Source organism: Mesorhizobium sp. WSM4307, assembly GCF_007003945.1.
In the GTDB taxonomy this organism is placed as follows: Bacteria; Pseudomonadota; Alphaproteobacteria; order Rhizobiales; family Rhizobiaceae; genus Mesorhizobium.
Window position 1 is genome coordinate 267,547 of the sequence record NZ_VFTB01000006.1, and the last position, 18,853, is coordinate 286,399.

The 18,853-nt window shown below is 64.0% G+C and carries 16 protein-coding genes; 6 read left to right on the top strand and 10 right to left on the bottom strand.

Annotation, left to right across the window (positions count from 1 at the left end):
• Nucleotides 1-2: 2 nt before the first annotated feature.
• A complete protein-coding gene (locus FJV83_RS16580; RefSeq protein WP_142885787.1) occupies nucleotides 3-1,412 on the top strand; it encodes a sodium:proton antiporter in 1,410 nt (469 codons plus the stop codon).
• Here FJV83_RS16580 and FJV83_RS16585 read toward each other — a convergent pair whose 3' ends face one another.
• From FJV83_RS16585 to gcvA, 8 genes are all read right to left on the bottom strand, one after another.
• Complete coding sequence (locus tag FJV83_RS16585) at nucleotides 1,413-2,135, bottom strand: ABC transporter ATP-binding protein (protein WP_095773230.1); 723 nt, start codon at nucleotides 2,133-2,135, stop codon at nucleotides 1,413-1,415.
• Nucleotides 2,132-2,857 carry an ABC transporter ATP-binding protein gene (locus tag FJV83_RS16590; RefSeq protein WP_142885786.1) on the bottom strand — a complete coding sequence of 242 codons (726 nt, stop codon included), beginning with the start codon at nucleotides 2,855-2,857 and terminating at the stop codon, nucleotides 2,132-2,134. The genes FJV83_RS16585 and FJV83_RS16590 overlap by 4 nt, the downstream gene beginning before the upstream one ends.
• Nucleotides 2,854-3,816, bottom strand: coding sequence for a branched-chain amino acid ABC transporter permease (locus FJV83_RS16595; RefSeq protein ID WP_142885785.1), 963 nt, complete (start codon nucleotides 3,814-3,816; stop codon nucleotides 2,854-2,856). Before FJV83_RS16595 ends, FJV83_RS16590 begins: the two co-directional genes overlap by 4 nt.
• Nucleotides 3,813-4,694 (bottom strand): branched-chain amino acid ABC transporter permease, encoded by an 882-nt coding sequence (locus FJV83_RS16600; protein ID WP_095788473.1) that lies wholly within the window; start codon nucleotides 4,692-4,694, stop codon nucleotides 3,813-3,815. Before FJV83_RS16600 ends, FJV83_RS16595 begins: the two co-directional genes overlap by 4 nt.
• 187 nt (nucleotides 4,695-4,881) lie before the next feature.
• Entirely contained in the window at nucleotides 4,882-6,186 is a 1,305-nt protein-coding gene (locus tag FJV83_RS16605; protein ID WP_095788472.1) for an ABC transporter substrate-binding protein, read from the bottom strand.
• A gap of 155 nt (nucleotides 6,187-6,341) precedes the next feature.
• Entirely contained in the window at nucleotides 6,342-7,799 is a 1,458-nt protein-coding gene (locus FJV83_RS16610) for a hypothetical protein (RefSeq protein WP_142885784.1), read from the bottom strand.
• A 15-nt stretch (nucleotides 7,800-7,814) separates the two neighbouring features.
• Nucleotides 7,815-9,119, bottom strand: coding sequence for a nicotinate phosphoribosyltransferase (gene pncB, locus FJV83_RS16615; RefSeq protein WP_095773224.1), 1,305 nt, complete (start codon nucleotides 9,117-9,119; stop codon nucleotides 7,815-7,817).
• Nucleotides 9,120-9,253: 134 nt separating this feature from the next.
• The gene (gcvA, locus tag FJV83_RS16620) at nucleotides 9,254-10,228 is read right to left on the bottom strand and encodes a transcriptional regulator GcvA (RefSeq protein ID WP_095773223.1); all 975 of its coding nucleotides are present in this window, start codon (nucleotides 10,226-10,228) and stop codon (nucleotides 9,254-9,256) included.
• Nucleotides 10,229-10,439: 211 nt separating this feature from the next.
• Between gcvA and speB the strand changes: the two genes are divergently transcribed.
• The 4 genes from speB (at nucleotide 10,440) to FJV83_RS16640 (ending at nucleotide 13,694) form a co-directional block, all read left to right on the top strand.
• Entirely contained in the window at nucleotides 10,440-11,501 is a 1,062-nt protein-coding gene (speB, locus tag FJV83_RS16625) for an agmatinase (RefSeq protein WP_095773222.1), read from the top strand.
• Between the two features lie 79 nt (nucleotides 11,502-11,580).
• A complete protein-coding gene (locus FJV83_RS16630) occupies nucleotides 11,581-12,387 on the top strand; it encodes a transporter substrate-binding domain-containing protein (protein WP_095793950.1) in 807 nt (268 codons plus the stop codon).
• 6 nt (nucleotides 12,388-12,393) lie between these two features.
• A complete protein-coding gene (locus tag FJV83_RS16635; RefSeq protein WP_142885783.1) occupies nucleotides 12,394-13,050 on the top strand; it encodes an amino acid ABC transporter permease in 657 nt (218 codons plus the stop codon).
• Entirely contained in the window at nucleotides 13,047-13,694 is a 648-nt protein-coding gene (locus FJV83_RS16640) for an amino acid ABC transporter permease (RefSeq protein ID WP_142885782.1), read from the top strand. Before FJV83_RS16635 ends, FJV83_RS16640 begins: the two co-directional genes overlap by 4 nt.
• 84 nt (nucleotides 13,695-13,778) lie before the next feature.
• On the opposite strand, the gene FJV83_RS16645 is transcribed toward FJV83_RS16640, so the two are convergent.
• Nucleotides 13,779-14,663 (bottom strand): AraC family transcriptional regulator, encoded by an 885-nt coding sequence (locus tag FJV83_RS16645; protein WP_142885781.1) that lies wholly within the window; start codon nucleotides 14,661-14,663, stop codon nucleotides 13,779-13,781.
• Between the two features lie 174 nt (nucleotides 14,664-14,837).
• Here FJV83_RS16645 and FJV83_RS16650 point away from each other — a divergent pair, with 174 nt between their 5' ends.
• Nucleotides 14,838-15,143 (top strand): hypothetical protein, encoded by a 306-nt coding sequence (locus tag FJV83_RS16650; protein WP_246691874.1) that lies wholly within the window; start codon nucleotides 14,838-14,840, stop codon nucleotides 15,141-15,143.
• A 27-nt stretch (nucleotides 15,144-15,170) separates the two neighbouring features.
• On the opposite strand, the gene FJV83_RS16655 is transcribed toward FJV83_RS16650, so the two are convergent.
• Nucleotides 15,171-18,587: an autotransporter gene (locus FJV83_RS16655; RefSeq protein ID WP_185973366.1), complete on the bottom strand. Its 3,417-nt coding sequence runs from the start codon at nucleotides 18,585-18,587 to the stop codon at nucleotides 15,171-15,173.
• Between the last annotated feature and the right edge of the window lie 266 nt (nucleotides 18,588-18,853).

The window sequence follows — 18,853 nt, forward strand, 5'->3', positions numbered from 1 at the left end:
TGATGGCGGGCGCGGCCCTTGCCGTCACCATGCTGTTGCCGGGCGCCGCTGTCGCGGCGGAGGAACACACGCTGCCCGGCGCCTCGATGTCGCTGTGGTGGGCGCTGCCCTTTGCCGGCCTGCTGCTGTCGATCGCCACCGGTCCGCTGCTGTTCCACCATGTCTGGGAGCATCATTACGGCAAGATCGCGGCCCTGTGGGCGGCGCTGGTCGTCGTGCCGCTGGCGCTCGCCTTCGGCATCCCTTCGGCGACCGAGGCGGTGCTGCACGCGCTGCTCACCGAATACATGTCCTTCATCATACTGCTGTTCGCGCTGTTCACCATTTCGGGTGGCATCCTGGTCGCCGGCAACATCCACGGCACGCCGCTGGTCAATGTCGGGCTGCTGCTGGTCGGCGCGCTGCTCGCCTCGGTCATCGGCACGACGGGCGCCTCGATGATCCTGATCCGGCCGATCATCCGCGCCAACGACGCCAGGCCATTCAACGCCCATGTCATCGTTTTCTTCATCTTCCTGGTCTCCAACATTGGCGGCTCGCTGACGCCGCTTGGTGATCCCCCGCTGTTCGTTGGCTTCCTGCGCGGGGTCGACTTCTTCTGGACGACTGCCAACCTTTGGCGCGAGACGCTGTTTGTCGGCGGCTTGGTGCTGGCGGTGTTCCTGGCGATCGACATCATCCTGCACCGGCGCGAGGCCGGCGAGCCGAAGATCAAGGATCCGACGCCGGATTCGAAGGTTCGCATCCGCGGCCTGCCCAACATTCCGCTGCTCGCCGGCGTCATCGGCGCCATCCTGCTGTCGGCCACATGGAAGCCTGATGTCACCTTGTCCATTCAAGGCGTGACGCTGGAACTGCAGAACCTGGTGCGCGACGCCGTCATCCTGGCGCTTGCCTTCGTGTCACTGGCGGTTTCGCGCAAGGAATACCGCAAGGCGAACGGCTTCAACTGGGGCCCGATCGCCGAAGTGGCAAAATTGTTTGCCGGCATCTTCATCTGCATCGTGCCGGTCGTCGCCATCCTGAGGGCCGGTCACGAGGGCGCGCTGGCGCCGCTGGTCGCGCTCGTCACTTCGGCGCAAGGCACGCCCAACGATCTCGCCTATTTCTGGCTGACCGGGGCGCTGTCGTCCTTCCTCGACAATGCGCCGACCTATCTGGTGTTCTTCGAACTGGCGGGCGGCGATCCACACCACCTGATGACCGAATTCGCCTCGACGCTTGCCGCGATCTCGGCGGGAGCGGTGTTCATGGGGGCCAACACCTATATCGGCAATGCGCCCAACTTCATGGTCTATGCCATTGCCAGGCATCGCGGCGTCAAGATGCCCGGCTTCTTCGGCTACATGCTGTGGTCCGGGCTGGTGCTGATCCCGACCTTCTTGATCGCCGGCTTCCTGTTCTTCGGCTGATCAACCAACGCCCACATACCGCCGCACCGCCGACGGATCCGCGCGCAATTCCTCGACATCCACCGTCTCGCGGTTACGGCCGTTCTCGATGAACGAGACGCGGTCGGCGACCGACAGCACCGCATCGACCCGCTGTTCCACCAGGATGGTCGAAACGTGCATCTCGCGCAGCTTCGATACCGTCTCGCGGATCTTGGCGATCATCGACGGCATCAGCCCCTCCGTCGGCTCGTCGAGCAACAGCACCTGCGGTTCGAGGCAGAGTGCGCGCGCCATCGCCAGCATCTGCTGCTCACCGCCCGACAAGGTGCCCGAGCGCTGCCGCAGCCGCTGGCGCAGCAGCGGGAAGAGGTCGAGCACGCTCTCTCGTGTCGCCTTGCCCTTGCCGCGCGCCATCAGCCCGATCTCGATGTTTTCCGCCACCGTCATCTCGGCGAACAGCCGCCTGCCTTGCGGCACATAGGCGACTCCGGCCTTCGGCACTTCGTGCGCCGGCAGGCCGGTCAATTCCCGGCCGGCGAGTTTGATCGAGCCGGCGCTTGAAGGAAGCAGGCCCATGATCGCCTTCAGCGTCGTCGTCTTGCCGGCGCCATTGCGGCCGAACAGGCACAGCACCTCGCCCTTGTTCAGCACGAGGTCGAGGCCGTAGAGCACTTGGACTTCGCCATAGAAACAGTCCAGTCCCGCGATCCGCAACGCTTCCGTCTTGCTCCTCTCAATCATGGGGTGGTCCCCAGATAGGCTTCCTGCACCGCCGCGTTTTCGCGGATCGCCTCCGGCGTGCCTTCCGCCAGGATCTTGCCGGCGTTGAAGACGGTGATGCGGTCGGCCAACTGCATGACGACGGGCATATTGTGTTCGATCAGCAGCACCGTGGCGCTGCTGGCGATGTCGCGCACCAGCACGATGAAATTGTCGATCTCGCTGTCGGCCAGCCCCTGCGTCGGCTCGTCGAGGATCAGCAGGCGCGGCTTCAGCGCCAGGCCCATCGCCACCTCCAGCAGGCGCTGGTGGCCATAGGACAATTGCCCGGCCGGCATATGGGCGCGGTCGGCCAGCCCGGTACGTTCCAGCGCCGTCATGACAGCGGCCTGTATCGCGCTCTTGGAAGGCCCGTGCCGCAGCGTCAGTTGCACGGGCAGCGCGACATTGGCGTAAACAGACAGGTTGGCATAGATGCTGGTAATCTGGAACGTGTAGGCGATGCCTTGGCGCACCCTGACATAGGCCGGTAGGCTGGTGATGTCGGTGCCATCGAAGACGATCGCTCCCGAAGACGGCTGGATGCGGCCGCTGACCATGCTGACGAAGGTGGTCTTCCCCGCCCCGTTGGGGCCGATGACGGCGCGGATCTCTCCGGGCATCAAGGTGAAGTCGACGCTGTCGACGGCGCGCAGGCCGCCGAAATTGCGGGACAGGCCCTTGGTGGCCAAAAGCGGCGTCATGGCAGCCACCCGAGCCAGCGCTGGCGGATGCTGCCGAGAATGCCTTTGGGAAAGAACAGCACCAAAAGGATGAGCGCGATGCCGACGATCAGCAGATAGGCCGAGGTGTAGCCGCTGGTTACGTCGATGACATAGTACATGAAGACCGTGCCGATCAGCGGCCCGAGCGTCGTGGCCGCACCGCCGAGCAGCACCCACAGCAGCGGCAGGATCGAATACTGCACCGACGCGAAGCTCGAGCCGACATAGCCAAACAGCACTGCGTAGGCGGCACCCGACGCCGCGCAGATCGTGCCGGAGACGACCACGGCTATGAGCTTGTTGGAGAAGGTATCGTAGCCCAGCATCTTCGTGCGCTCCTCATTCTCGCGGATGGCGACCAGCACGCGGCCATACCGGGAGCGGACGACAGCCAGCGTGACCAGAAGCACGAGCGCGAACAGCGTCAGCGCGCTCATGTAGCGTACGGTGGGGTTGGTGAGGTCCAGCGACATCGTGCCGAAATTGAGGGCACGCGCCGGCTGCGGCACGACCTGGCCCTGATCGCCGCCGGTCCATGCCGCGAAGTAGAGGATCAGGAGATAAAACACCTGGGCGAACATCATGGTGACGATCATGAAGGCGACACCCGTGGTGCGCAGCGCCAGAAGGCCGATCACCAGTGCCAGCACCGCGCCGCAGGCAATCCCGCCGAGCAAGGCCAGTGGCACGCTCCAGCCGAGCTGGATGACGGCAAGGCCGGCGCCGTAAAGCCCGGCGCCGAAGAACATGGCATGGCCGAGGCTGAGCAGGCCGACATAGCCGAACAGCATGTTGTAGCCCATGGCGAACACCGCCAGCACCATGATGCGGGCGAGCAGGCCGTGATAGTAGTCCGGCAGCACGAAGCTCAGCACGAAGAGCAGCGCGATGACGCCGAGATGCACCGCATAGGCTTTTGCCGGCGAAGCCTCGCTCATCGCGATGCCGTCCCGAACAGGCCTTGCGGCCGGAACACCAGCACCATGGCGACCAGCAGCGTGGCGATGATCTTGGCCAAGGTCGGCGAGAAGAACATCGAGATGATGCCGTCGGAAAGGCCGATCAGCACGGCGGCGACGACGGTGCCGCGCAGCGAGCCGAGGCCGCCGATGATGACGACGATGAAGGACAAGAGCAGCGGATCCTGCCCCATCAGGTAATGCGCCTGGCTGATCGGCACGATCAGCACCGCGGCAATCGCCGCCAGCATGGCGCCGAGCGCGAAGACGCCGCCATAGACGCGGTCGACCGGAATGCCGAAGGCCTGCGCCGTCTCGCTGTCATACTGCGTGGCGCGCATGATCAGGCCGATCCTGGTCCGGGTCAGCACCAGCCATGTCGCGATCAAGAGAAGCGCGGAGGCGGCAATGATCGACAGCTTGTAGCCGGAATAGCCGAACCACGGCAAAAGGATGCGGTAGCTGAAGGGCGGCTCGACGGGCCGCGCCTCGGGACCATAGAAGCTCAGCGCCAGTTGCTGGATGATGTAGAGCATGCCGATGGTGGCGACGATGGTGGCTTCCGGATTATAGTTGAGCCGGCGCAGCACCAGTCGCTCGGCGACCAGCGCGATGGCGCCGACGATCAGCGGCGCTATCACCAGCGCCGCCAGGAAGCCGAGCGCCGGATGGCCCGATATCGCCGTCGAGATGGCCCAGGCGAGCACGGCGCCAAGCATGAAGAACTCGCCATGCGCGACATTGACCACCCGCATGACGCCGAACACCAGCGACAGCCCGAGCGCCGTCAGCGCCAGCACGGCTGATGTGACGAGGCCTTCGAGCGCGGCAAGGAGAAGGTGAGGACCGAAGTGCATCGGCTAAGAGCCCAAGGCAGATGCGAAGGGCCTCCCCCATGAGGGGGGTGAGGAGTGGTCCGCGGAGCGGACGGAAAGCCAATTGCCTGGCTTTCCGAACGACGAACGCCCGGAGCGACAGCGAAGGGTCGGGTCCGGCAGGGCAGAGGGGGGGAGGCCGAAGGGCACTGTGCTTAAAGAACCAAGCCTAAAGCGCCTGCGTCGTATAGTCCCCTTCCGGCTCGTAAAGCCCGTCCTCGATCTTGGTCTTGTGCACCACCTTCAGCTTGCCGCCTTCGACCTTGGAGATGTTCTGGATGCCGAAGCACTGATGGATCTTGCCGTTGAAGGTCTTTGGCCCCTGCGGATGCTCCGGACCTTCGGCAAAGGCGGTCAGCGCCTCGGTCGCCTCGACCAGCTTGGCGCGGTCTTCCGGGCCCTTGTAGCCGGCGTCTTCCATCGCCTTCTTGACGACATAGAGGGTTTCCCAGCAGCCGAACATGTGCGACGCGGTGGAGACGTCCTTTGGATCGCCTACGGCCGCACCATTGTCGTCGATGCCGACGGCGGCGCGATAGGCTTTTTGCGCGGCGCTGTCATCGGCCTGCGCATAGCGCGGCGAACCCTCCCAGAAATGGCTGCCGTCCAGAAATTCGAGGCCGGGGCTGTTGATGTCGGTGGCTTCCAGCGAATCCATGAAGCCGAACAGCTGCGGCCGGTTGGAGCCGTAGAACTCGCCGAGCTCCTTGACGAAGGTGAGCACCGCCGGGCCGACCATGACGTGGTAGATCACCTCGGTCTCGGGCGGGATCTGCGGAAAATATTTGGTGAAGGAGGATTCCGTCGGCGGGATGGCGATCTGCGCGATGACCTCGGCGCCCTGCGCCTTCAGCGCCGGCGGCAGGTAGTCGCGGTGGTCGTAGCCAAAGGCGAAATCCGGGAAGATCTGCGTCACCTTCTTGCCCGCATTGGCCGCGATCCACGGCGCCATCGACTGGATCTGGCTCTTCACGTCGGTGATGCCGGGCTGGAAGACATAGCGGTTGAGCTTGGTCGAGGCGACGTGGTGGCCTTCGCTGACGACGAAGTAGGGGATCTTGGCCTCGCCGGCGGCGGGCGCCGAGCCGATGACGACATGCGAGAACAGCGTGCCGTAGACGATATCGGTCTTGTGCTGGGTGGCGAACTTGCCGACCACTTCGGCGCCGCGGCCGGGATCGGTGCCGTCATCCTCGATGATCACCTCGACCTGGCGGCCATTGATGCCGCCGGCGGCATTGATGGCCTTGACCGCGGCAGCGGTGGTCTTCTCGTACCAGCGGCCATAGGCGGCGCCGATGCCGGTGCGGTGCGACTGGAAGCCGATCTTGATCGGCGCCGAGCTCTGCGCCTGGGAATAGCGGACGAAACCGGGCGCCACGGCGAGGCCGGCGCCCGCGGCCAGGCCCTTCAGCGCGGTGCGGCGGGTAAGGCCAGTCTTGGAGAGGTCGAAAAATCCGTTCTTGTCAGCCATGTTCGTTCCCCTGTTTTTTCAGTCTTGACCAACGATAGGGCGGGTTCGGCATCCTCGCTCAGAGGATGCGGAAAATTGCATGTGTACAAACTAAATCACCAAAGCCCTGATGTGGCAAGCGAGCTTTCCCCAACGACATCGGGGCCGCCCTTTTTTCATCCAACCGTTGGCGTGGCAAGCAGCCAGAGGCCGAAGACCGTGTAGGCGATCATCAGCAGGGTGAGCGGAAACTGGCTGAGCGCGGCGCGGCCAGGCTGCGGATGCAGGCGCCAGGCAAAGCCGTGCGCGACGAGAACGGCCAGCACATGGCCAAGGATGATGGCGCCGGCCTGGATGTTCCACAGCCACCAGGCCGACTCCGCCCCGGCGACAATGCCGGCCTCGACCTGGAGGTCGGCGGTGCCGAACAGGTTCCAGCCCAGCACGAACGGGTCGGACAGCGAGGCCAGTGCATACTGGCCGTCGACCAGCAGCGCCGTCAGATAGTGCGCGACATGGTAGGCGAGCGCGATCGGCACGATCGACCACACCAGCAGTCCCGCGGCCTGGCCAAGCGGCGGACCGCCGCCGGCCAGGCGCTGGCCGAGCCAGACCGCGAAAAGGAACACCGCCGTCAGCATCGCGAATGTCAGAACGAGCCCAAGGCTGCCGCTGCCGATCACGGCAGTGCGGCCGGGGAATTCGAGCGGATTGACGCCGAACAGGCCCAGCCAGAAGAAGGTTTTCGACAGGCCGTCGAAGGAGACCGAAGACAGGGCCAGCAGCAGGAAAGCGATGCCGCTGGGCGGCAGTGGCTTTGCGGCCAGCAGCTGGGCGGCCGGCCAGCACAGCGCAAGCCGGCCATTCTCGTCGCGCTCGGCCGGCGCGAAACGCGCCACCATCGAGAAGAAGATCGTCAGAAACTCGCCACTGCGGCTCCAGCCGCGATAGCCGAACGCCAGCATGGCAAGAAAGGTGAGCAGCCAGTACAGGCCGGCGGCGCAGGCGAGCCGTGCCGGGTCGTCAGGCGCCGGATCGATGAGTTCGAACCAGGCAAAGGCGAAGAACAGGATGACGGCCGGCCAGCAGCCGAGCCAGCTGGGGAGGCGCCATGGTGCCTCGTCGCCTGTGCCGAGCAGGCGCGAGACGAGGCGCCACGGCCCAACCCAAGGGTTCAGCCAAGACCAGAGATCCCCGAAAACGCCTTGCAGCAGCGTGATGCCGGCCCACAGCAGCGTCCAGATCGCCAGAGGCAACGGGTTGGAGAGCGGGTCGCGGCTGCCGAAAAGGCCGGCGGCGACGAGAATTGCAAAGCCGGCAAAGGATATCAGGCTGATGGCGGTGCGGGCGCTGTCGCCGAGGGTGAACAGCGGCAGGCGCCTGCGGCAGAAACGGTCGAGGGCGGCCGCGGGCAGCAGCGCCAGCACGAGGAAGCTGACGGCCACGGCGAATGCGCCGCCGATCAGATAGTAGCCGGTCGGCAACAGCAGGACGTGGCCGCGATCGGAGGCGTGGGCGAAGGCGGGGGTGGGAAGCGCTAGCGGAGCGACGAGGCATGGGAGCGCAACTCTCGCAAGAAAGCACTCTTCGGCGCCCCCCTCAGAGGGGGGCGTGAAGGAACTCGAACTATCCATGAGTCCGATCTCTCTTCACACCTTGACCAGTTGCTCCACCCGGTCCTTCTCGCCGAAAATCCTGAGATACCGCTGAATTTCTTTCTCGTCTCCCGTCGCCTTGGCCGGGTTGTCGGACAGCTTCACCGCCGGCCTGCCATTGGCTTCCGTTACCTTGCAGACCAGCGATATGGCGTCGAGGCTGTTGGTTTCCGTCGGCGCGCAGCCTTCGAAATCATTGGTCAAATTGGTGCCCCAGCCGAACGACATGCGCACCTTGCCCCTGAAATGGCGGTAGGTCTCCTCGATGGTTTCGACCTCGAGCCCGTCGGAGAAGATCAGCAGCTTCTGCTTCGGGTCCTTGCCCTTCTCGCGCCACCAGGACAGGATTTTCTCGCCGCCCTCGATCGGCGGCGCGCTGTCGGGGCGAAAGCCGGTCCAGTCGGCCACCCAGTCCGGCGCGTCGCGCAGGAAGGAGGCCGTGCCGAAAGCGTCGGGCAGTACGATCAAAAGGTTGCCGCCATAGTAGCGCTGCCAGTCCTGCAGCACCTTGTAGGGGGTCTGTTTCAGCTCCTTTTCCGAATTGGCAAGGGCTGCAAACACCATCGGCAGTTCGTGCGCATTGGTGCCGAGCGCTTCGAGGTCGTTGTCCATGGCCAAAAGCACGTTGGAGGTGCCGGTGAAGGCCTCGCCAATGCCTTCCTTCAGCGCCTCGACGCACCAGCGCTGCCACAGGAAGGAATGCCGCCGGCGTGTGCCGAAGTCGGAAATGCGGATGCCGGGAAGGGCCTTCAGCCGCTCGGTCTTGGCCCACATCTTGGCCTTGGCGCGGGCATAGAGCACATCGAGCGCAAACGGGCCGAAGGCCCGCATGGCCGCGCGGGAACGGAGCTCGTTGATGATCGCCAGCGCCGGGATTTCCCACAGCGTGGTGTACATCCACGGGCCGCCGAAGGAGAGCTCGTACTGGCCGTCGCGTTTGGACAGCTCGTAGTCCGGCAGCCGGAAGCCTTCCAGCCAGGCCAGGAACTCCGGTTCGAAGATCTGCTTGCGGCCATAGAAATTGTTGCCGCCGAGCCAGATCATCTCTTTCTTGGAGAAGCGCAAGGTGCGGGCATGGTCGAGCTGTTCGCGCAATTCGCCTTCATCGATCTCGTCGGCCAGCCGCACCGAAGTGGTGCGGTTGATCAGCGAGAAGGTGGTGTCGACCTTAGGGTACATGCCCCAGATCATCTGCAGCATCAAAAGCTTGTAGAAATCCGTGTCGAGCAGGCTGCGCACGATCGGGTCGAGCTTCCAGGTGTGGTTATAGACACGCCGCGCAATATCGGTCTTTGCCATGCTTGCTGCCGCCTTCGCTGCCTGCCATCCACAATCGCGACAGGCCTCATAGCATCGAATTGGCCAGAGCGCTGCCCGCTTTCAGGCTGGCCCGACAAAAAGAACAGCCTGCGCATGGCCTTGAGCAGTCGCTCTCAGCCGGCCGTCTTCGCGCCGATGACCTTGAGTTGCGGACGCTTGCGGCGGCTGATGATACGGCCGGCGACCGGAGCGTCGGCACGGCCGTCATCTTCGGCCTTCTCGGCGAACAGCCAGTCGATGAACACCTGCACGATCGGCGTCGTGCGCATTTCGTTGCGGCAGACAACGTAGAAATCGTCGACCGCCGGCACCGAAAGGCTGAACGGCGCGACCAGCATGCCCCTGGCCAGCAGCGCGCTTGCCGTCACGGAATCGCCAAGCGCCACGCCGTGGCCGTGCACCGCCGCCTCGGTCGCCATGCGCGCATCGCCCAGATGATGGCGGCGGCCGCGCTCCAGGTCCAGCGCATCGGCGGCCGCCAGCCAGGTGTGCCATTCGCGGCCGTCATCGCCATGCAGGAAGACATGGTCGGCCAGGTCCCTGACGCTGCGGATCGGCCGGTTGTTGATCAAGGTCGGGCTGACCACGGGAAACAGTTCCAGCCCCGACCATTTGCGCATCCAGCAATCGGCCCAGCTGCCATCGCCATAGTGCACGCAGACATCGATGTGCGGCGCGCGGATATCCCTGGGGTCGTTGGACGGGATCAGCGTCAGCTGTATGTCGGGATATTGCGCGGTGAAGCTGCCGAGCCTAGGCGTCATCCACAAAAGCAGCAATGCCGGCACGCAGGACACCGACAGCGCGCCGCTGCTGGCCGGCCGCGTCAGCCGCTGCGTGGCGGCGGCGATGCCGTCGAAGGCTGTCGATACCGCCGGCAACAGCTCCGCGCCATGCGGCGTCAGCCTGACGCGCTGGCCGACGCGCTCGAACAGCTTGACGCCGAGCGAATGCTCCAGCGCCTTGATCTGGTGGCTGACGGCGCCATGCGTGACATTCAGCTCACTCGCCGCCTTGGTCAGCGAGCCATGGCGCGCGGTTGCCTCGAAGGCGCGCAGCGGGTTCAGGGGTGGCAGGCGCTTGACCATGGATGCCCGACTTCTTTGTGAGATTTTCTCACAGAAAACACCCTAACAATATCAATTGCTTTTTCAATCGGGCTGCCGGACACTTCGGCACGAAATAACACCAAGACGTGAAATCTGCAGACAGCCAGCGGGACAGCGACCCCGGCCGGATGACGGTCAGTTCGTTTGAGATCGTCGACGGCCGCGCTGCATCAGCCCAGGAGGAGCGGATATGGGTTACGATCGCGGCAAGCTCGACGCGTTGCGCCGCAAATATGGCGAGAGCCATGGCGGCGAGATGTTCGACCCGAAATTCCGCAAGGTCGCCGACAAGATCTTCTCCAAGAGCGGCACAAGACTGGCACCCTATTCCGGCATCCCGACCTTCCTCGCCGCGCCCTATCGCGAAATCGCTGCAGAGAACCCGGATTTCGGCGACCTGCAGGTGGCCATCATCGGCGTGCCGATGGATCTGGGCGTCACCAACCGGCCGGGCTCGCGCTTCGGGCCGAGGGCGCTGCGCGCCATCGAGCGCATCGGCCCCTACAATCATGTGCTGGAATGCGCGCCGACGCACGAGCTTCGCGTCGCCGATATCGGCGACACGCCGTTCCGTAGCCGCTACCGGCTGGAGACCAGCCATGAGGATATCGAGCGCCGCACCAACCAGATCGTCGATGCCGGCGTGCTTCCCCTGTCTGTTGGCGGCGACCATTCGATCAGCCACCCGATCCTGAAGGCCGTCGGCAAGAAGGCGCCGGTCGGCCTCATCCACATCGACGCCCATTGCGACACCAGTGGGCTGTTCGACATGACCAAGTTCCACCATGGCGGGCCGTTCCGCAACGCGGTGCTCGACGGTGTACTCGACCCGACGCGCACCATCCAGATCGGCATTCGCGGCTCGGCCGAATATCTGTGGGAGTTCACCTACGAGTCCGGGATGACCGTGGTGCACGCCGAGGAGGTGACCGGTCTAGGCATCCCAGCCATCATCGAGAAGGCGCGCAAGATCGTCGGCGACGGGCCGACCTATGTCTCCTTCGACATCGACAGCGTCGATCCGGCTTTCGCGCCCGGCACCGGCACGCCGGAAGTCGGCGGGCTGACGACACGCGAAGTGCTCGAGCTGCTGCGCGGTCTCAAGGGTCTCAACATCGTCGGCGGCGACGTCGTCGAGGTGGCGCCGCAATATGACGCCACCACCAACACCGCGCATGCCGGCGCCCAGGTGCTGTTCGAGATCCTGAGCCTGATGGTGTTCAGCCCGGCCATCACGGGCAAGGGCACCTGACACCTGAAACGAAAGGCGGCCGCCGCGCTGGAGCCGGCAGCCGCCTCAAACAATCAAAGCTTCCAGAAGGGGAATAAAAATGACAATCCACTCGACACTGAAATCATCCATTGCCGCCGTCCTGGTGCTCGGGGCCGGCCTCGGTCTCGCCACCCAGGCCGCCAATGCCGATGCTCTCGCTGACATCACCAAGGCCGGCACCATCAATGTCGGCGTCTTCGCCGACTTCCCACCCTTCTCCTCGGCCAGCGCCGATATGAGCCTCAAGGGCTACGACATGGATGTCGCGCAATACATCGCTGACACGCTCAAGGTGAAGCTCAACCCGGTCGCCGTCACCGGCCAGAATCGCATCCCCTATCTCAACGACCATCGCGTCGACATACTGATGAGCGTCGGCTACTCGAAGGAGCGCGAGCAGGTCATCGACTTCGCCGCCGCCTACGCGCCCTATTACATCGCGGTGATCGGTCCGGCGGCGATGTCGGTCAAAGGCAAGGAAGACCTTGCCGACAAGTCGATCGCCGTCAATCGCGGCACGCTTGAGGACACCTCGCTGACCGAGGCCGCGCCGGCCTCGGCCGACATCAAGCGCTTCGACAACTACAATTCGGTCATCCAGGCCTTCATCTCCGGGCAGACCCAGCTGATGGTCGTCGGCAACGATGTCGGCGCCCAGGTGCTGGCCAAGCAGGATGCGCTGAAGCCGGAGCAGAAGTTCCAGCTGCTGACCTCGCCCTCGCATATCGGCCTCAACAAGAACGAGGACGGCTTGAAGAAGGCGGTCAACGACGCCATCGCCAAGATGCTGGCCGACGGCAAGCTGGACGAAAGCTCGAAAGCCTGGCTGAAGACGCCGCTCAATCCCGACAACCTCAAGGATTGAGCCCCCGTGGCCTTTGCCTGGCTCCCGGGTGCTTTAGGCGACATCGCGCACGGCGCGGCCACGACGATCCTGCTGATCGCCGTGACCACACTGGCGGGGACGCTGCTCAGCATCCTGGGCGCCGCCGGACGGCGAAACGGCCCCGCGCTGCTGCGTCACGCCATCGCCTGGTATGTCGAAGTGATGCGCAACACGCCGTTCCTGGTGCAGCTGTTCTTCATCTTCTTCGGCCTGCCCAGCCTCGGCATCAGGCTCGACCCGATCCTGGCCGCCATGCTGGCGATGACGCTCAACATGGCGGCCTTTACGATCGAGATCGTCGGCGCCGGGCTCGATGCCGTGCCGGGCGGGCAGACGGAAGCCGCCCTGGCTTTGGGGCTCAGGCCTCGGCAGGTGTTCATCAAGATCGTGCTGCCGCAGGCGCTCAAGATCATTTATCCGGCGCTCACCAGCCAGATCGTCATCATGATGCTGGAATCGGCCGTTGTATCGCAGATCGCGGTGCGCGAGCTGACCTATGAGGCCGACATGCTGCAGGCGCGCACCTTCCGGTCCTTCGAGACCTATTTCGTCGTGACGCTGGTCTACCTCGCAATGTCGATGGCCTTGCGCCGGCTTCTGGTCACCGGCGGCCGCCGCGCGCTCGGAGCGGGCGTATCATGATCGAGTTCACTTTCTGGGACATCGTGCGCAACCTTCTGTTGGCCACACGCTGGACGGTGCTGCTGTCGCTGGCCGCTTTTGTCGGCGGCGCGCTGATCGGCATGGCGGTGCTGTTCTTCCGGATCTCCAAGCATAAATGGAGGCGGCGCCTTGCCTCGGGCTACATCGCCCTGTTCCAGGGCACGCCGCTGTTGATGCAGCTGTTCCTGATGTTCTTCGGTCTGCCGATGCTCGGCCTGCGCATCGAGCCCTGGACCGCGGCGGTGCTCGGCCTGACCTTCTTCGCCAGCGCCTATCTCGCCGAGATCTGGCGCTCCGGCGTCGATGCCTTGCCGCGCGGCCAGTGGGACGCCGGCGCCAGCCTCGGCCTGCACTATCTGCAGGAGCTCAGGCTGATCATCCTGCCGCAGGCATTCTCGATCACCCGCGCGCCGACGGTCGGCTTCCTGGTGCAGCTGATCAAGTCGACCGCGCTGACCTCGATCATCGGCTTCGAGGAACTGGTGCGGACCTCCAACGCCATCAACAACGCCACCTTCGAGCCGTTCAAGGTCTATGGGCTGGTGGCGCTGATCTTCTTCCTCATGTGCTTCCCGCTGACGCAATATGCCCGTTCGCTCGAAAAGCGCGCGGCGGTCCGCTAGGTCCAGGCGGAATAACCGAGATGGAGTGGACAACGGGCTTGTCCGCTTCTCGCGATCAGCAGGGACAAGCCGCTATCCCACTCGCTATTTCAGAGGCAGGAAGAGTTCGACGACCACTTCGTGCAGCGGGCCCTCCGCGAGGCGGGACAGCCAGCGCTGGCAATAGACCGGAAAGTCCCGCACTTCCTCGCCGCTGGCCGGAAGCCATTCACGATAAAGGTAGAGTGCTGCGGGTTCGAGATTGTTGGTGTTGCCGGGGTAGCGCAGCACCGCGCAGCGTCCGCCGGGGATCACGCCGGCCTTCATCTGCCCGTCCTTCTCATCGATCGGCCGATCGGTCCCGACACAAATGTCCATGCTGTAGTCGGCCGCGATCGCGGGCTCCCTTTCGGAACGGAAGACGTTGAAGGTCGGGCTTGTCTCGGGCGACAAGCCCGCGGCCTTGCGCCAGGCGATGAACCGCTGGATGGTGTCCTGGAGTGTCGCCCGGTCGCCGCGATGCTCCATGATCGCCACCGGTATGGGCGGTACATCGCGGATCGTCACGTCGTCGTGGTCAAAGATGATCTGCATGAGCGTGTTCCTTGCTTTGTCGAAAGGCCCGAAGGCCATGAGCCACGCCCCCCAGTCGGGAGATTTCCGAAACGACGAAGGCGACTGTCCGAACCGTTGCCGAAAGGCGCGGGCGAAGGCATCCGGTGCGTCGTACCCGGCATCCATCGCTATATCGGTGACGCTTTGGGCATCGCTCGCCGCAAGCCTGTGCGAAGCGCGCTTCATGCGGGCGAGTTGGACGTAGCGATGCACGGACAGCCCGAAGGTGGCCATGAATTGCCGGTGGAAATGGAATTTCGAGAACGCCGCGACGCCGCTCAACGCTTCCAGGCCCAGATCGCCGTCCAGATGCTGGTCTATGTGGTCCAGCACCCGCTGCATCCGGGCATGATAGTTTTCAACGGACGCCTTCACCGTCTCTTCCTCCGTGGCAGCACCAGATAGGCGCTACCAGATATGTCACGCTCGACCGATCTTGCGCTTTGGCCTGGTCGGTTTCCCTGTCTTCACCACGCAACCCTGATTTGCGGTAGGCCGTGCCGCGCTTCAAGGTGAGCGCAACGGCTTCGGGAGGGAGGGGCTCTGGCGATGCAGGCGAAATATCGTGTCGCTCCCGCGGGCCTCTTTGCCTTTAGGATGACACAGCCGGCCGCGGCAACCTCCCAGGAACCCGATCGCGTCAGCATAGCGGCCGACGGCAAGAACGTGCCGGCGACGCTGGACGCAATGCTGTTCAAGCCGCAAGGGCAAGGGCCGTTTCCGGCGGTCGTGGCTATGCATGGCTGCCGCGGCCTGTGGAGCAGCAAGAACGGCACGGAGTTCAGCCCGCGCCATGCCGATTGGGGCCGGCGCCTGGCCGCTCTCGGCAGGCTACGGCGAAGTCGCCGAGCCTGACCGCTGCGCCCTTTTGCTGGAATTGCTCTAGAACGCTACTTTGAGGCCGAGCTTGGCGCCGAGCGTTGAACTGTCGGTGGACCACTTTCCCCGCACTTCGCCGTTCAGTGTCGTGGCTTCCGTCATCTTCAGGTTGAAGCCGGTCGACAGCGCGGCCGAAAAGTCGGCGTCATCGAAGTTTACCTTTCTTGTGTCGATTTCCGTGGTGTTCTTCGCCCCAAACCGTTGCTGCAGTTCCAACCGCGCGTAGGGGCTGAAGACCATGGCGTTTTCCAGCTTGAAATCACCATAGATGCCGGGCGCAAACTGCACGGCACCGAAGGAAATCCTGCTCTGGCCAAATTCGTTGCCGCCGCTGTCCGTATACGAATCCCCCTTGAAGGTGACGCCGAGCAGTCCACCGCGAAGGTCGAACCGTGTGCGGTCCCCGAGCCTGAAGATGTGGCCGACCGACCCCGTGACGGCGTAACCTTGCGTATCGTAGCTGCCGGTCGTGTCGAGCACGCCGTTACTCACATCCGTGTTGCCGATAAACGCCGACGCCGACACCAGCGCGTAGTTGTAGTCCTGGCGGAACAGCGCATAGCCGCCGAACATGCCGCTGCGGTTCCTGCCGCCGCCAATGTCGACAAAGCCCTGGAACGGATCGAGCCCGACATCGGTGGAGGCGTAGCCGGCGAAAAGGCCGAGGTTGAGCCCGTATTTGGTATCGAAGCCGAAATGCTTCGCCGCATTGAAATCCAGGCTGATGGCGGCCGAGAAATCGTCGGCGCCGAAAGTCGGGCCGACGCCGCTGAAGCCGCCGTCTGAAACATCGTAGCCATCATGCTCGGTATGCGCGAATTGGCCCGACGCGAACACGCCGAAGGACGGCGAGATCGCGATTCTCGCAGAGCCGTTGGCCAATGCCAGGTCCGCGTCCAGCGCATCCTTGTTGATGCCGTAGAGCGCGTCCACCGCAACGTCCACGATACTGGCGTTGACGGCGCTGTCGGGCGCCGTGGCGATGCCGAAACCGGCGGGCGTTGCCCGGATCAACAGGGAGCCGTCCGGCGCCTCCAGTACGGAATAGGTGAACAAGGCGCCGGGTGTTCCGGGGATGCCGGTTATGGTGAAGGTGCCCGTCACCGGCGCGCCCGTCGACACGATGATCGGAATGTCGGTCTGGCCGGTGAAATTCGGCGCTCCGATCAGATTGACGTTGACGACGTTTGCCCCGGTTGCCGCAAATGCCGCGGCGACCAGATGATCCGCCTGCCCCGTCTGTTGGTTTAGATCCAACGCGATTGTCGAGTTGTTGAGCGTGATGCCGCCCAATGTGAGGACATCACCCGCCGTGCCGTTCATCATGTTGATCGTCGCGTTCGTGGCGGTGATCGCGCCGGTCAAGGTAATGTTGCCGGGGGCATAAAGGGTCGAGCCGGGGCCGAGCAGCAGATTGTTGATCTGCTGCGTCGTGCCGGGTGCGAAGGCGAGCGTCGCGTTGCTTAACGCGACATTGTCGAAGCCAACGAAATTCTCGGTCTTGCTGCCGCCGGCGGCAAGGTCGACGTCGCTGATTTGGGCATTGGCGCCGATGCCGCTGAAGGTGACGCCGTTGGCGAGGTTCAAGGGATCGATCGCGCCGATATTGTCGATGACTAGCGTGTCTGCGCCGATGCCACTGACATTGCCGGTCACCGTGCCGCCATGCAGTTCGACGTGCTGCCCATTGATGCCGCCATTGACCGCGCCGCCGGTCAGCCCGACCGTCTCGGCGTCGACGTTGCCGTTGATCGTGCCGCCGGATATTGCGATGCTGTCGCCGTCGCCGCCATCGCCGGTGACATTGCCGTTGACGGTGCCGCCAGAAACAGTGACGGCATCGTTTCCGGCGCCGCCGCCGACATTGCCGTTAACCGTGCCACCGCTCATCTGGACGATGTCGGCGCCGTCGCCCAGGTCGATTCCCTTCGGCGCCGCAGCCGTGCCGATCGTGCCGCTCTTGAAGATGATCGTATCGTTTCCAGCGAGAACGGAGACGAAGCCGTTGACCCGGGCGCCGTCGATCGTGACCGTGTCGTTGCCGGCTTCAGCGTCGTTATCGTCTCCCAAAACATCGCCACCCACCATTGCGCCGTTCGTAAGGGATATGACGTCGTTTCCGGCGCCGCCGTTCACGTAGGTGGCAATGCTGCCGCCGCTGATATCCAGCGTATCGGTGCCGTCGCCGCCGCTGACGCCGCCGGCGAGCGTGCCGCCGGTCATGGTGAAGTTGTCGTCGCCACCTTCGAGACCGACCGAATCGCTTCCTGTCCCGTCGTCGCCCGGATCCACGCCGATATGGGCAGTGCCGGAGATTGTCACCTTGTCGGCCTGGCTACCGGCAAAGATCGAACCGTCGATCGTGCCGCCGCTGACGTCATAGGTGTTGCCGCCTCCTTCGCCCAAAACCGAACCGGTGACGTGACCCGCGCTCATATTGAAAATATCGGAACCGTCGGCGAGGTCGACATCGGCCGGCTCGGCGGTCGTCCCGACGGTGCCGCCATTGATATTGACGGTATCGTTGCCGGCGTTGCCGAATATATTGCCGTCAATGGCAGCGAGGCCGGTGACCGTGACCGTATCGTTGCCGTCGGCGCCGTCCACGTTGCCGGCAACGGTGCCGCCGTCGACCTCGATGGTGTCGTTTCCGGCGCCGCCGTCGACGCCTGCGACATTGCCGCCGCCGATGCTGACGGTATCGTTGCCATCGCCGCCTGAGATGAGTCCGGTGGTTGGCGCGCTGAATACGGCGGTGCCGCCGGTGATCGCGACGCCAACCGATATCCTGTCCTGGCCCGCGCCACCGTCTACATCGCCGACCGTCGTACGGTCGCCGGTGATGGTTGCGGTGTCGGCCCCGTCCCCAAGCTCGATGTTGAGAATCCTGCCGCTCTCGATTGTGACCGAATCGTCGCCTGCGCCGGTGTCGAGATTGGCCTGGACGTCGGGTGCGAACGGATCCCCCAGGTAATCGCCGTCAGACATCAGAAACCGGTCGTTTCCGCCGAGCAGTTCGATGGTTCCGATCGTGGGTTCAAGAGAGGGTGTTACCGGTGTCGTTATCGGCGGAAGACCGCTGACGACCGGCGTCGAATCCGCGCTGTCGGTTATGATGCCGCCGAAAATATTCACGACGTCATCGCCGTTGCCGTCGTAGTCGTGGACGATGACGGTTGACGAGCTGTTGTCCAGTCCGGTGTACCCGGTGAACCGGGTCGTGAACACGCCGTCGACGTCCTGAGAGTCTCCCGTCGTCCTGCACTCGACGGTGACCGACTTCGTGTCTGTCGTGTTTACGGTTGCAACGCCTGAGCCGGTTGTTGTCGTGGTGCTGTCCGGGGTCGCGGTGCAGGCCGCCGCGTCAGATACCTCGAAGACAAATGCCGCCGTCAGCGCCAGCAGCGAAACGCCAGCCAACTGACAAGCTCTGTTTGATATGCGCATTTCACCCCCGCCTGATGAAAATCGACATCAGTAACAATAGGCCGGTCAAAATCGCATCGGCGACCCGGCGTAAGCGGCGTAAGCGGCGTAACTGTACGCGGTGCGCTGATTTACGGCAATGAGTTGGCGCCGCGCCTTCGGCAATTGTCGGGCTATTGTTACCGCGAGGCCACTGCTCAAGACTTGAAGCGACTTTATTGGAGCGTCAACGCTCCGGAATATGATATCTAGAGCAATTC

What these genes read in the sequence shown, in the direction of transcription:
- pncB (WP_095773224.1), bottom strand. Translation starts at nt 9,119, where the DNA reads ATGGCAAAGACCGATATTGCGCGGCGTGTCTATAACCACACCTGGAAG.
- FJV83_RS16585 (WP_095773230.1), bottom strand. Translation starts at nt 2,135, where the DNA reads ATGATTGAGAGGAGCAAGACGGAAGCGTTGCGGATCGCGGGACTGGAC.
- FJV83_RS16580 (WP_142885787.1), top strand. Translation starts at nt 3, where the DNA reads ATGGCGGGCGCGGCCCTTGCCGTCACCATGCTGTTGCCGGGCGCCGCT.
- FJV83_RS16605 (WP_095788472.1), bottom strand. Translation starts at nt 6,186, where the DNA reads ATGGCTGACAAGAACGGATTTTTCGACCTCTCCAAGACTGGCCTTACC.
- FJV83_RS16630 (WP_095793950.1), top strand. Translation starts at nt 11,581, where the DNA reads ATGACAATCCACTCGACACTGAAATCATCCATTGCCGCCGTCCTGGTG.
- FJV83_RS16610 (WP_142885784.1), bottom strand. Translation starts at nt 7,799, where the DNA reads ATGGATAGTTCGAGTTCCTTCACGCCCCCCTCTGAGGGGGGCGCCGAA.
- FJV83_RS16650 (WP_246691874.1), top strand. Translation starts at nt 14,838, where the DNA reads ATGCAGGCGAAATATCGTGTCGCTCCCGCGGGCCTCTTTGCCTTTAGG.
- FJV83_RS16640 (WP_142885782.1), top strand. Translation starts at nt 13,047, where the DNA reads ATGATCGAGTTCACTTTCTGGGACATCGTGCGCAACCTTCTGTTGGCC.
- speB (WP_095773222.1), top strand. Translation starts at nt 10,440, where the DNA reads ATGGGTTACGATCGCGGCAAGCTCGACGCGTTGCGCCGCAAATATGGC.
- FJV83_RS16590 (WP_142885786.1), bottom strand. Translation starts at nt 2,857, where the DNA reads ATGACGCCGCTTTTGGCCACCAAGGGCCTGTCCCGCAATTTCGGCGGC.
- FJV83_RS16595 (WP_142885785.1), bottom strand. Translation starts at nt 3,816, where the DNA reads ATGAGCGAGGCTTCGCCGGCAAAAGCCTATGCGGTGCATCTCGGCGTC.
- gcvA (WP_095773223.1), bottom strand. Translation starts at nt 10,228, where the DNA reads ATGGTCAAGCGCCTGCCACCCCTGAACCCGCTGCGCGCCTTCGAGGCA.
- FJV83_RS16600 (WP_095788473.1), bottom strand. Translation starts at nt 4,694, where the DNA reads ATGCACTTCGGTCCTCACCTTCTCCTTGCCGCGCTCGAAGGCCTCGTC.